Below are 13,925 nucleotides of genomic sequence, written 5' to 3'. Positions count from 1 at the left end.
TATTCAGATGGTCAAGCGATCTGGACAGGGAAACGTCTGGCTTTTCATAAAACCGCCGGGCATCGGCCTGGGTACTGCCAGAGAAGTTGGCAATTCGGCCTCCCGTGGCAAAGTCACTGGCCCCGGTGTTGCTCTGGTTGACATCGAATCGCCAGACCTGACCGCCAATGTCCACCGCAAAAAAGTAATCCGTCAGTCCATCCCTGTCGATGTCGATAACCGCCAGATCAGCAGGAATACTGTAATTCATATCCGTCAGGTCCAGGTCCGTGCCACTGTTGCCGGCAGACCAGAGCTTCTGGCCTGTGCTGGCATCCACCATGTAGATTCCCCGCCCGATGTCATTATGGCCGATCGTCGTTTGTTCATCGGCATCCTGATCGTAGCCAGCACCGAACAACAGCACCTGCCTGTCGGCTCCATTAAAACGGACCTTTGCCGGAGTCGGGGCTGACCAGGTCTGGCCCAGCTCAGGAAAATCAGGATTCAGTGTTGTGCTGTCTGCCTGATTGTTCCTATCCTGGTCGCCTCGAATCACCCATCTCAATTCCGGGTTATATCTGCGAATGACGTCCAGAGCGTAGATATTACTGCCACCACGCCTCATGGTGAGATAAAGGTTGACATGCTCTCCGGAATCGGGAAAGCCATTATTGCTCTGAAGAACATCACCATCACCGTTGGCATCATTGATCCATACCGTCATCGGGCCATCCATGCCATAAAGCTTGACCGGTGTATTATTCACAGTGGGAGGAGGTATTTGAGGGCGGCTCCTGAGCCTGCAGCTCTGATTAAGATTGAGATCACCAAAGCGATAGCGATACTCGCAAAACTCAGGGTTGTGACAGGTGCCCGGGGGCGCAAATATATTATAGTCACAGTCGCCATCTGTCCTTGGTGCATTGAGACGGCAACTTTGTGAAGGATGAATATCAAACAATTGATACTGAAAACTGCACCAGTATTCAGGGATGCAACTACCGGGTATTCTGAAGTTCCAGACACACCCCTCATCGGAAGATGGGCCGGTATAGTGGTCTGCCCCTTGTACCAGATTGTCTTTGTAGATTTTAAGGTTAACGAGCAGCTCTTTAGGGATAAATGAGAACTCAGTGCTGCCATTATCGGTATTCACAGCGTGTAAGAAGCCGTCGTTGGTGGTGAAATAAACCGTTCGGTCCACCACGGACCCGGCACTGTTCTTATAATAAGTGATCACTTTTGGCTGGGTATGAAGCGGATCGCCCGTACTGGTTCGGTTGTCCGTAGTAGAACCGTCACCGTCTTCGTCGTCTACATCAACCCCTCTGGCCCACTTGAGAACATTGGTACGGTTCGTTGCCGCTGCACTTCCGGACAGACCCAGAATCCCGGTGGTAATGCCCGCGTTATTCTCAGTGACACGATTACCCGAAGCATTCAGGTTGGCGCTGTTACTGCCAGTAATATTGGAGACCACCGTCCGACTTTTTTTCAAATGGGCAGCCATTCCTCCTGAAGTAGCACTGTTACCATCGTTGGTATTACCCCAAAAACTTCTGGAGCTGCCGGTAAAAAATCCGGTGGACGAATCAATGGCCAGATGACCATTGGCATCATAAACCTGGTTATCCGTTCCCAGACTGTAGCGTTTGAGGTTTCCCCGCCAGCCAGGACCATTAATCATCCAGAGCAGGATGTAATAGAGTTCATCAGAGTTTTGCAGCGAGTTTGCGGCATCACCGACCGATGCAGGTGCAGCAAACCCCAGAAAATCAACCTGACCATTATTGAAGCCATTGATCAGAAGATCAGTATCGTCAGACCAAGCCTCTGACAGGCACATCAGGCAGAGAGCCGGTATAGACAGTAAACGATGCTTCAAAAGGAAAATCCTCAGTCAGGTGTTCTTATTTTTTCCATCGGCAGCACAGCCTTCAGATTGATTCAGAGAGTGGTCACGAAGGTAAAGCCCAGAGTCTGGCTGGAGCGTGCACCTGTCTGACCCAGGGTAGCGACGCTATCAATTTCGAACATCAGGCCAATGTATTTCCCGAGACTGTAACCCGGAGGTGGTGGCACTTCGCCGATATATCGGAGTGTGGCAGTCTGGCAAACTTGAGCCGGGTTAGCACAACCTGACGGGTTCTGTATGATGCTCAGATTGACATCAGCGGCCATGGCATCCAGTAAAACACCGGAGTTGTTAATAAGGTATTGATACTGCCCATCCAGCTCACTGTAAGAGACCTGATAGACCTGCAATCCTTTCTGCTCATTACTGACCGCCATTTCCCCAAAAATGGCCATTTCCATGACAAACAACCCCGAGAATAACATCACCAGCATAATGATCATGGTCAACAGCATGATCGCACCCTGCTGTCTGACTCTGTGAATGGGTCTAGAAACCGGCGTTGTTAAGTTTGTTCGCTGTGGTAAAGACATATCGGGGGCGTCCATCGTTAAGGGTCAAAGTACCGCTTTCCAGAATGTTGTAAGTTCGGGTTCGCCGCTCAAATGAGCGAACCTGCTGGCCGGAATTGACCAGAACGCCCAGTCTGACACTTCTGACATCCTGCCAGTTACTGACCGCACTGGCCGCCAGGTACTGATGCACATTATTGGTATTGTTATTCGTCACTCCATAAACCACCTGAAGACGCTCAACACCCACGATGACAGCCCTGGCTGCACCTCTGGCTGCGGAGTTTGCCGGGTTGTATCCCCGGCAGAACAAGGTATCAATATTGCCATTAGCCGGATCAGCTGCCACATAGTAAACATCGGCTGTCAGCTCCCCTGAAGGAACGGTGTTACCCGCACAATCCTGACCATTGCGGGGTAGAAACTGGACAGCGACCTGATCACTGTTCGTTCCGCCACCATCCAATGTGCACTGAGCAGCACTGCCACATCGACCGGTAAAGAATGGCAGCACCCGACTGTTCACTTCATTGCTGTAGCCTGCCTGCCTCACGGCACGACTCAGCAAGAACAGGGTATGCCGACCATTCTCCTGAGCAAGGGCAAGATCTTCATGAAAATAAGTGGAACGACTGCTGTTCAACATCAGCTGTAAAAAAGTACCTGTGATCAGCAAACCTATCACCAGTGCCAACATCAGTTCAATCAGCGACAACCCTTGCTGTCGGGATAAGGACGTTCTAATCATTGCCGTAGATAGGTGAGAGTCAGTGACTTTTGAGCCAGAAACAGCGTACCAATACCACCTCTGGTCTCCCATGAAAGGGTTATCGACACGGTCTCACCAGAATTACAGGGGGTGGCAGAACAACTGACGACCAGTTGCTGATTGGAAACCCTGGCATTTCGACACATAAGATCATGAACATCATAGGCAGCCATTTCATCCGCCGTGCAGGCGTTGGCAATGCATTGTCTCGGAACTGAACCGGCACAATAGGAGGGGACATTACCGCTGGCGGTTTGGGCGGTAGTCTGATACTTGCCTGACTCCAGCCCCTGGACATTCACTTTCATACGTTCTGACATTTCATTGGCCAGCCAGATAGCCTGGGAACGCTGCAAGCTGTCTTGAGTCGCCCTGACCGCCTGAGCCTGCATTCCCGCCATTCCAAGAATGCCGACCATAAAAATCACCACACTGATCAACACTTCAATCAGACCAAAGCCATCCTCTTTGCCCTTTGGCAGCTTTGCGTGTGACTTGCGTGCCTTTAAGTGTCCTTCCATCAACAATTCCCTGTCGAAGAAGTTTTTCGAATTTGTCCGGTGACCGTGACCGATACTGTTTTAACTGGAGTGCCCAAGCCGCCGGTGGGACAGGCTCTCATAGTCCGCACCGCTGTCGGGCTGCCCCTGGATGTAAATGTCACAGTATTCCCGGTATTCAGACTGATCGTGACCGCACTGTCAATCTCTCCATAAACCCTGATAACGACCTCACCCGGGTCAACCGAATTATTATTATTGGGATTGACAAAAATCAGCCAGCCTGCTTTCCAGTTGCTGCCAGAGGTATCACAACTTGAGCCGTTTTGGCTGCGACAAAGACTGACATTCACTCCTCGTTTTATCGCCTCACTGCGGGCCACCACCATACTGCTGAAAATTCGTTGATTGTAAAAATCCATTCGAAAGGACTGCACCAGTGAATCCAGATTCACCGTCATAGAGCTAACGATGAACATCAGAAGGATGGTGATCAAAATCTCGATCAGGGTCAGCCCTTTCATAGTTTTGGGCCTGTTGACTGAGCAGCTCCGCTTGAACACAACCTACTTCCTTAACTGAATGACACTTCAACTCTAGGAAAAAAGGAAAGACGAGGGATTCGCGGAATGACAGGCGGCTTATTCAAGTGTGGACCGGATTCCACCTGCAAAAAAAGCTTCAAAGAATTGACACGATTCAGGGAATCAATGGCTTTCCCGGTGAATGACAAAGATCTGTTGCTATGATCCTGCTCACCCGGAACGAGATCGGGTGATGCTGTACCCGTTTGTAATGCGAGTCAATCAGCGCACAAAAGGCCGGTTTGGCATACAACCAACCGGCCTGATTTATCATCCGGCTCAGAAAGCGGCTGAATACGTCAAACTGACCAGCTCGGAGCCATCAGCCTGACCGCTATAGTTATAACTCAGGCGCAACTTGCCATCACCCAAATCCATTGCAGCACCCAGATTAGCGGTAACGAAGCCGCCTTCATCCACATAGGCTCCGGGCAGGCGGTACTGCCCAAAATTCAAATTGGTATTAGTGACGTTAATGCTCTCAAAGCCACCTTCCTGCTCATCTGTATGATACATTTCGGCATCAATGAGAATGGTTTTCGTGAGCTGCATACTACCCATAAAACCAGCACGCAACTGCATGCTTTCTGTGGATTGATTCCCCCAGTCGTAATTAGAAATTTCTCCGCCACTCTCGGTATAACCGTTAACAAAAGCATGAATGGTTTGTAATCCGAGAACAGGGCCAAAAACAAACTGCGACGATTCATCCAGCAGGTTATAACCAGCCAGCAGATCAAGACCCAGAGCATAGCCTTCGGTATCCCCTTTGGCAGTATAAGTCTGCGAACCGATGTTGAAATCCCGCGCAAGATCAGAATAATCCATATTGGTATAACCCAATGCACCTTCTAAAAACCAGGCACCTGCACGATAACCATAAAGAATATTCAGACCATAATTGTTTGCCTCAAACGATGAGCCATCGACATCCAGCTCATTCTGCCCCAAAGTAACAGCAACACCCAAAAAATGGTTGTCATCCAGGCTTTTGATCAATCCCACAGTGGATGAGTAACGATCATCTTCGGGACTTAAGCCGCCATCCAGCTCACTGGTCCCCGAAGCGCCACTGATAAACCAACCACTTTTTACATCCTTCCAGCGGGACTGACGCATTTCATTGGCGACTGCACTGAATTGACTGCGAGCTGCACTCAGCCCCATCTGTGGTAGCAATCCCACTTTTCTGGGGGCTATGATGATATCCGCCATGTAATCTGCAGCCAGAGCATGGGTTTTACCGGTGGGGTGCAAAAAATCATTAAAAATCAGGCTGTCAGGGTCCGGAGCAGTGCCATCAACTCCATAGACCGGATGCTCGAAACATGAGGTTGAAGGACCAGTACTGCCCCCCAATCCATTGTCATAACAGGTATACACCTGATCGATTGCAGCACCAGTAACAGCTGCATCCACGCCTGAGGCAAAGCCAAATTGATCAGCATCCCTGATAATAAGATCTATAAAACCCTGAAAATCCACCGGTATGACATTGGCACCGGTTTGGTTGACAAAAATTTCAAGCGCCTGGTTGTAACCGGCAGCAGCAGTACTTGCCAGAACGGCATCATTCGGGTCAGCCAGAGCAGCCAGTTGAGTGAGGGGAATCCGCCCCATATCAGGCAAATTTGCCAACATGATATAGTTGGCACCAGCATTACTCAGAGCACCCACTGCTGTAGCCATATTCCGGGCTGATGCCTGAATCGCTGCCTCTTGATCGGGCGCACTCGACCATGTTCCAGCTAAATCATTCCCCCCACCATCGAGAAAGTAGAGCGCATCTCCAGAAGCTGAAGGGTTATCAATCAAGTAAGAATTGAAATTTCCCCCTCGGGTCGTAAGGGTATTTGCAGGATCCTGAAGGGCAACACCTCCAACTATGGAGTCCAGAACATCGGCGGTTTGATAGCCGCCAACTGCATAGTTGTTTCCGCCATTGGCAAGAATATCAATATTCAATCCCAAAGCCTTAGCCAGCAATTCAGTAGCTATGACTCCGCCATCATTTGTCGCATAAGAGAAGTTGCCTGTATCCAGCAAGCTGTCACCGAACACATAAAAGTCACTGAAGGGTTGCTCGGCCTGAGCACCAAAAGATACCGCTGCAGCCACAGCAGCAGATAGCATTTTCCGTCTCATCTTCTTTCCTTATTATTGTTATGATGATTGTTATATGCAGTACTGTGGTGCTATTTTTAGCACCGTGACCAGAATTTAGCAATCAGTCATTAATAAGAAAGTTGTTTACTTCACATCCTGAGAATAGTGATCGGACTACCTGACTCCCAACTCAAATAACTGGACATACAGCACTGTCTGGTATGAGATACAGCCAATAACCGGCATATGACGCCAGAATGGCATTATGATTATACGTTCATTGATGATCTGTATTGCCAATACTGGCTCCTCTTTGAAATGGCCGAGTCGGTAGGCTGTGTCTCGATGATCTGCTGAATTTTTTGCGTGATCTCAATGTGCATCATCACCTTTTATGCCCTCGGCTCACTCTTCTTGATTTCCTGAAGCAGCAAACTCACCGGTCTTTATTATCGTTCTTTGAACTTTTTTTGGACTTAATAGTCGAAGTCAGTCTGCTCACAAAAAACATTACTTCAGAGAGTTAAGTACATGAATATATCGCAGTCTGGGGCCATCTATGGAAAGACCACCGGAAATGAGCCCTACTCACCAAAGGACAGCGTCGACAGGCTGTCTATCAGCGACAACGCGGCAAGGTTTTTTTTGCCAGCTAATCGCAAACGTCACTACACGGGTTCAGAGCAACCTGTTTTACAGCGCAAGGTTTCTTGCCTTGCACACTTTGGCGGGCCTGGCCCAGTATCCGCTTCAGGTCATGATACTTACCTGGCTCCACTGTCCGCAGCTGAACATCTTCGGGAAACTTTGCAGAACCTTATCAAAACATTGCATTATCAAAAAATAACCATCGAAAAGTCCGACGTTAAAGAACCAGAATACCAGCTTGAAGAAACGAAGGAAGATGATAAAACCGATGAGGCACTGAATATCTTTATCGGCTTTATATTATACAAGGAGGATCTGCAGGAAGACCGTGGTTTTTTTGCAAGAGAACAAAATCGATATTTGCCAGACCAAACAATCGATACTGGAAGGGTTACTGAGATCTGTGATGTCCTGAAGAAAATATTCCAAGAGCATTCACAAGGAGTAAAATCTAACAAAGACTATTTTAAAGACAAAGGTCTAAATTATGATCTCGCTGAAATGCTGATTGATTATCTTGCAGAAACCGGTTTTATCCCAGTCTGGAAGAATGGCGATAATGTACCCTGGCTTTTGCGCAGGCAACTGTTTCAATTTTTTGAAAAAATATTATCACGTTACGGCAAGTTTTCTGAGCTAATCGCTATATTTGGTTTTATTGACAAACATAAATCCGATTTCATTAAGATTGCCAAAACTTCTGGCTATGGCAATAATAATTTGTTGTCGCGTGTTTTACGCACCGATGATGACCTGCGCGAAACATTTAACAAATCGATGATGGCAGAAATATTTGAACGACGCTATATGCATGTTATTGACAGTATGTTTGCCAAAAAGTCCGAATTCGTGGAGAGCAGCGGGTATCCATTGATGAGTCCATGCCTTAAATATGGAGAAGAGTTCGAATATTATCTTAACTCTTTATCGGACACGAAAAGTGAAGCTAGGCATAAAGCCCTGTATCCTCTTGAAGAGCGCCTTGAACAGCAGGGTTTTAAGTACCTTGGTTTGAATAAACATAACCAGAGACGGTATACCCTAAACAATGATTTTGAGATTATCTCGTTCCTGGATACAATGGAGTGTCTTGAAATAAACTGTAAGCCATACCATTTAGATGATAAACATGTCCATGAATGCTTTAAAAAGGTGATTAATGCGATTGATTTCCTGCGCAATAACAGGGTTATCAGTTATAGCTCGGGGCACAAACATGTTGATGTGTTGAGTGCTACAGGCGGCGATCCCGCAATTATTATGGCAATCGAATGTGAATTACAAAACAATCCCTATTTACTCAGATTTTTTGGTAATGATAAACGAATTGTCTCGGACAGAGAGGCGCAATGGCATAAAACATTCGGTGATTTTGAGAAGCTGAAGGGTAGCGCGATAGTCAGGATGAATCAAATGATTGCCCATTATAATACGAAACTAATGGATGGGGACTATTGCATCAGCAATCTGCAAGGAGTAACCAATGAAGAAAAAATGGAAAACCTGAAACAGTTTACTGGTTTTTACAGTCGATTTGTTCATATGACCGACTTTCAGCATATGACCGGGAAATGGAAGTTTTGGCCATGCGATCAATTTGATGCGCTTTCAGGCGTTGCAGAAAAGTACATGGCGATCTCGTTATTACATATCAACGGAACAGCTGGTATCGATGCACTTCCAACGATGGAATTCCGTTTTTTTCGCTGCCCTAAAACAGCTGAAGAGGTACAACTGGTCAATGAATTCTTGCAGGCCTGGTTTCAATTTGTCCACCAGTGTCGGCGTGATAACGTCCCTCTGGAACCCGTTCCTGCTGACATCAAAGCATCCAGAGATTATTCCCCTGAAGAAGTGCGGAGCTGTAGTCTTGCCTATCTCGAAAAAATAGGTCTGGATTGGCGACGTTATCTGGTCTTTTTGGGTGAAGCATAATGACTTTACCCAATACTGAAGTTATGTGACATATTTGGTGAATACCGAACAATGATTGTAAATATCCAATCGAAAAGAATGAAGGGCAATACCAGAGATCCATGGAATCATTCGCTTCCCCAGGGAATGCGCAAGATCTGTCGCCATGACATTCTACCGGAAGTCTGAAAATTGTAATTCAGTTCGTGACTGCTGATACTGCCTCCAGCGCCCTGGGTAACCGCCGTTCGATGACCACTGGCTCCCTGATGGATAACGGGAGATGATGCATAACCCAGTCCCAGATTGACTCTTTTTATGGAAAGATCCTCACTGACCTGATCGCCCTGATCCTGCCCACCCAGAACGGGATCGGGCGATGCGGTCCCCGTCTGGTAATGCAAGCCAATCAGGGCGCTAGAGCCATCCACTCGACAACTGTCTTCTGACGGTCTGTATTCAGTGAACAGAACCAGTGAAAACAATCGGGAAGCCGAAGTGATTGATCTTCCGGCAGGAATAACACCATCACCCTCTAGATCAAGCACCCAGCCACTCTTGGTCGCAATCACTGACTGAAGTGCAGTAAAGCTGCCGACGGTTGAGGAGTCCACAGTAAAGGCTACATTGCCACTGCTGGTTTTCTTATTGACAGTGCCATTGGTGTATACCTGTACGTCCGTCGTATTAACCAAGTCCGATAAAGACACCGCATTATACGTTAAATCACCGTTGCTACTCTGCGGCTCCTTGAAGCCAAAGAATGACTGGGTTTGTGTGGTGCGATTATCATCATACGTCAGAAGCCTTCCACTCCCTACATAAAGCCAGTGACGATTCTTGTCTGAGGCCACAACAGGAGCGGCTGAAACAGGCTTCCCGGTGTCAAGAAGCGTTGTCAGTGTTGAGTCGGTCAGGGTATCCTGCAAACGCAATCTCAGAAGCTTCCCATCCAGAGTTGATGTACCGGTTTCAATAGCGCCCAGATAAAGAGCATCGTCTTTATAATCCCGATCCCAATCGACGGCTGTAGTATTGCCACCGTACGCCTGAGAAATCCCTGAATCCATAGGTGCCATGCCCGACACAAAAGCTTTACTTTTCAGATCATAGACAAAGAGTTTGAGATTTTGGTTACTCGATCCATCATCCAGTGCTGTTCGTATTCCAGCCTCACCTGTACCGATAGGTCCTGATGCAAATGCCAGATACCATTCATTCGTCGTAGGTGCTTGACTCCAGTCATCTTCACCCTGGCTATCTTTGGCAGCCACACGACGTTTTACCAATGTAGGGCGGGAAGTTGTAAAACCTAGTTCCGGATGGGTTATTTCCGCCAGCAGTTTAGGGGGATCCTCTGGGTTAGTTATATCCAGCACCACATAGGCAGAGCGCAGTGTTTTGTTATTCCCTCCCAAGGTCACGTCGTAACCACCGCCACCAAGCCGCATACCCATAACCAGAACGGTTCCCCAGCCTCCGGGATAATCACTGTCATTACTGTCAAAAATGTTGACATCGAAAGTTACTGGCTCTGCATCCATGTAATAAACATGGGGATAGTCAGGCTCTCTCAACCACTGCAGATGGGGCAGCAGATTCATGGGCGTATAAGCCCAAAGTTCTGAGCCCAATGGATGACTGACTTCGTTATTATATCCAGTAACGTTATAGCCATATTGACTTTCATCCCAGAAGCCACCATTAAAAGCGTGGATCATTCCATCATTACCGCCTACGTAAAGCACGTGCCGACGGTTTTTGTATTGTTCATAAAAGGTGGTATAAGTGGTATCGGAATAGAGGGCATCGAACCGGCTTCCCGGAGAAGAGACCAGCTGCGGTGTTGAATGTATAATATCACCAAGACGCCAGACGTCATCTTCTCCGTCTTCATCGTAATCGATGGTTCTTGAACGGGTTCCGGAGATTTCCTCACCACGAACATAGTTGACGACATTGGTAACCTCAGATGCTGAAACCCCCAAATAACCTTCCATTGTGTTGAATGTATCAGGCGTCAGTGGCAGAGTTTCACCAGTATCAACGACACCATTATTATTTTCATCCAACCAGGTCAAAATATGGCGGCCGCCTGAAGCGAGAGAACTGAATGTGCGCTGGCTGACGACATTGGAGAGACTGGATAATTGATCTCTGGCATCCCAGATTGCATTCAGCTGATTGAGGGACTGGAGAGCGCCATCGGGTGTCAGTGTCCCCCCTGAATCTGAAGTAGAATACCGCTGAAACAGAGTCTGGTTGGAGTTGGGGTCAAAAACCAGCTCTACGATTTTGTCAACAGAGTAATCATCAAGCCTGTCATTGCCATTACTATCTTCCCGGAGTAAGCCTTTACTGTCTACAAAGAGGGCATGAAGCATTCCTCCCCAGGAAATTGTTTTACCGTTGTACTCCATAACGGGTTGAAACAGAGCCTGATAGAGAACACCTGTTCCGGTCTGACTGTTCGAAAAAAGGGCTGCGTTGGTGGCAGAGGAGACCCTGCTGACAATATCCTGTAAAACTTGCCCTAGCTGAGCCTCTAGCTGACTGGGATTGCGAGCGAAATAATAGTTGTCAGGTAAACCATCCGCCCCTAACGAGCCAGTAGTATTATTTCGGCTGTCCCACTCACGGTCATCATCTGAAATCCCATCGCCATTATCGTCATACTTGGGAGTACCATCACCATCAAGGTCAACAAAGCCTCCGTATTTAGCCGCAAACCAGAGCGGTTTTTCCAGTCGGCCTGCAGAGTTGCCACTGGCCGTAAAGTTTTTCACTTCATAACCCGTCTGCCCTTTGTAGACAAAATCATTTTGTAATCCATCGTCGTAGGTACCGGCCATTGTGTAACTGAACCTCAAGTTCAATCCAGCATAAACACCGTCTACATGAACAGCCATTCGTATCTGATCACTGCCAAAGCTTCCAATGCTCAAGGTTGAATCTGAAGTGGCTGTGCACTGGGCTCCTACACAAAATTTGATTCGTGAAGAAGCATCATAATCAAAGTCATTACCCCAGAGAGAGTCCTCCCAGGTAAACAGCAAGCTGCCTTCCACAACCTCGCCATCAGAATTCAGTACTGTATTTTCTACCACTACATCGGTCAGTGTGCAGTCACTACCACTTCCAGAGAAATTCGTGCCCGTGCCAAAATTGGAACTGGTATGACAAACCGGTTGGAAAGTGACAGGCTTGCCACCGGCATTCAGGGTAAAGCTGGGCATACTTTCTGCTAACTGAATAGAATAGGTTTTGACTTTTTGCACACCATCGAGAGTACTGTTCAAATCGGTCTGGTTGCCATAAAAAGCCAATCCGGACACCTGATAACTACCCTCCAGCTGAGGCAGTTCAGGACATAAACCTTTGGCTTCTGACAACCCATTAAGATACTTGGCTGTACATTGTCGTGTGCTACCAGTCCCACCCACCAGATAGTTACCAGCGAAATTATTGTTATATTCAAGCTCACCCACTTCATCGGTTTTACTATTGACACTGGCAGTACCGGACAAGCCGGGCAAATCGGCACTGCTCGAGAGTTCATCGGAATCAAAAGAGTTCAGTCCACTGGACAGCAGAATAATAGAACAGTTGGCACAAGCGTTGGCTGAAGTGACAGGAGAAATCCAGGACTCGGTGGATAATCCTGACACAAATTGATCATCAACACTGGTATCAAACGCACTGGAGGGTGATGACTGACCAGCAAAGTATCTCAGAGCCTCCAGATACATCTCAGCCAGTGGATTCCCCCAGTTGCTACAATGTCGGTTTGAATAGGTTGAACGTCCGGATTTAAAGGTATCAATGGAAATACCATATGTGCTGCAGTCGGTATATTTATTCTGACTGTAACTGTATCTGGCAATTCTGAAGCTGTTGATGTGCTGGATGATGCCATTGACGGAGTTATTAAAAATACCATTAGAGACATTGACCTCATCATCAGAAGACGACGAGTTACCGCCAATTTTAGAGATATTTCTACGCAGCAAGCCGCCAGAAATATTCTTGTCGTAACTGCCGCTGATCAGACCAAACCGGATACTGCCATCTTCACCGTAGCGTTGCAGCAACCCGGCCGGTTTGGCATTGCCATTGGAATATTCTCTGCAACGATCCGATGTTGATGCATCTTTACCTGTTACGCAAGACTCAACCCGAACCGTATTTTCTGCTAACTCATCACTGCCGGAAGGACTGTTGGACGTCCCCCACTGGCACTGAATCACTTCAGTGGATGCCCAGCGAGGCCATTGTCCACTGGCAATACGAAGCTTTGGCTCACCACCTTCACTGGTCGCCAGATTGCAGAGGCTTATGGAACCAGTGTAAGGAGTCAGACTGGCAAGATCACTGCCTTTGTAGACTTTGACAAAAGCATGAATATCTCTGGGTAAATAGGCTCGTTCAAGAACGGTCAGAGATGCAGTATCAGTAGAGCGTTTACCCCCAAAGAGCACCCTTCTCAGAACATCCATTCGACTCATGGTGGCCCAATTCAGAAAGTTACCACTCCATGGCGCAGCTGATGTATCGCAGTAATGGCCGTTGCTACCGGTTGCCTGTGCAGCCGGAGAAAAACGACCATTAGAGGAACTGTAGGAATAGCACCACTGGCTTTCAAAGTACCCCAGATACTCGAAGTTGTCTTTATAAGTCACATCCAACTGACCATCACCATCCAGGTCCGAGTAATCCGGATACGCTTTTTTAAACAGCTCGTGATCAACCGACATCACCAACATGACCAAAGGCTCCGAGCTGCGACTTAACAGTGGTGGCACCGAAGAATAGAGATTCGATGAAGGATCTGCTGATGCAAAAGTGGACCAGACTGACAGAACAGAGAGGCTTTTTATCAGTGTTTGTCTTATCTTCATGACTGCACTCCTTGAGCTTAAAGCTCTGCTAGCAGCCTGTCAGACTTAAGGCTGTCCTACTACGGTTGCAATAAATTGGTCTAAAAATTCCTGCTTC

Annotated in this window: 8 protein-coding genes; 1 reads left to right on the top strand and 7 read right to left on the bottom strand. The window is 47.5% G+C overall.

What is annotated here, in order from left to right; genetic code table 11:
* The 6 genes from KDK19_RS22245 to KDK19_RS22220 form a co-directional block, all read right to left on the bottom strand.
* On the bottom strand, nucleotides 1-1,867 hold a 1,867-nt coding region (locus tag KDK19_RS22245; RefSeq protein WP_257292975.1), incomplete at its 3' end, for a PilC/PilY family type IV pilus protein.
* A gap of 62 nt (nucleotides 1,868-1,929) precedes the next feature.
* Nucleotides 1,930-2,352, bottom strand: coding sequence for a hypothetical protein (locus KDK19_RS22240; protein WP_257280485.1), 423 nt, complete (start codon nucleotides 2,350-2,352; stop codon nucleotides 1,930-1,932).
* Between the two features lie 34 nt (nucleotides 2,353-2,386).
* Nucleotides 2,387-3,157, bottom strand: a complete 771-nt coding sequence (locus KDK19_RS22235) for a PilW family protein (protein ID WP_257280484.1) — start codon at nucleotides 3,155-3,157, stop codon at nucleotides 2,387-2,389.
* A complete protein-coding gene (pilV, locus tag KDK19_RS22230; protein ID WP_257280483.1) occupies nucleotides 3,154-3,699 on the bottom strand; it encodes a type IV pilus modification protein PilV in 546 nt (181 codons plus the stop codon). The genes KDK19_RS22235 and pilV overlap by 4 nt, the downstream gene beginning before the upstream one ends.
* Complete coding sequence (locus KDK19_RS22225; RefSeq protein ID WP_257280482.1) at nucleotides 3,699-4,202, bottom strand: GspH/FimT family protein; 504 nt, start codon at nucleotides 4,200-4,202, stop codon at nucleotides 3,699-3,701. The genes pilV and KDK19_RS22225 overlap by 1 nt, the downstream gene beginning before the upstream one ends.
* Nucleotides 4,203-4,541: 339 nt before the next feature.
* A complete protein-coding gene (locus KDK19_RS22220) occupies nucleotides 4,542-6,407 on the bottom strand; it encodes an autotransporter domain-containing protein (RefSeq protein ID WP_257292974.1) in 1,866 nt (621 codons plus the stop codon).
* A 606-nt stretch (nucleotides 6,408-7,013) separates the two neighbouring features.
* On the opposite strand from KDK19_RS22220, the gene KDK19_RS22215 reads away from it, so the two are divergent.
* Nucleotides 7,014-8,951, top strand: a complete 1,938-nt coding sequence (locus KDK19_RS22215; protein WP_257292973.1) for a hypothetical protein — start codon at nucleotides 7,014-7,016, stop codon at nucleotides 8,949-8,951.
* Between the two features lie 107 nt (nucleotides 8,952-9,058).
* On the opposite strand, the gene KDK19_RS22210 is transcribed toward KDK19_RS22215, so the two are convergent.
* Complete coding sequence (locus tag KDK19_RS22210) at nucleotides 9,059-13,828, bottom strand: pilus assembly protein (RefSeq protein ID WP_257292972.1); 4,770 nt, start codon at nucleotides 13,826-13,828, stop codon at nucleotides 9,059-9,061.
* Nucleotides 13,829-13,925: the final 97 nt, after the last annotated feature.

It is taken from the genome of Endozoicomonas sp. ONNA1 (assembly GCF_024606325.1).
Taxonomy (GTDB): domain Bacteria; phylum Pseudomonadota; class Gammaproteobacteria; order Pseudomonadales; family Endozoicomonadaceae; genus Endozoicomonas_A.
Note: the sequence above shows the minus strand (reverse complement) of the source record. Positions and strands in the feature narration are given on the sequence as shown.

Bases quoted from the DNA above. Each gene is read 5' to 3' on its own strand.
- KDK19_RS22220 (WP_257292974.1), bottom strand. From the start codon at position 6,407: ATGAGACGGAAAATGCTATCTGCTGCTGTGGCTGCAGCGGTATCTTTT.
- KDK19_RS22240 (WP_257280485.1), bottom strand. From the start codon at position 2,352: ATGCTGTTGACCATGATCATTATGCTGGTGATGTTATTCTCGGGGTTG.
- pilV (WP_257280483.1), bottom strand. From the start codon at position 3,699: ATGGAAGGACACTTAAAGGCACGCAAGTCACACGCAAAGCTGCCAAAG.
- KDK19_RS22235 (WP_257280484.1), bottom strand. From the start codon at position 3,157: ATGATTAGAACGTCCTTATCCCGACAGCAAGGGTTGTCGCTGATTGAA.
- KDK19_RS22225 (WP_257280482.1), bottom strand. From the start codon at position 4,202: ATGAAAGGGCTGACCCTGATCGAGATTTTGATCACCATCCTTCTGATG.
- KDK19_RS22210 (WP_257292972.1), bottom strand. From the start codon at position 13,828: ATGAAGATAAGACAAACACTGATAAAAAGCCTCTCTGTTCTGTCAGTC.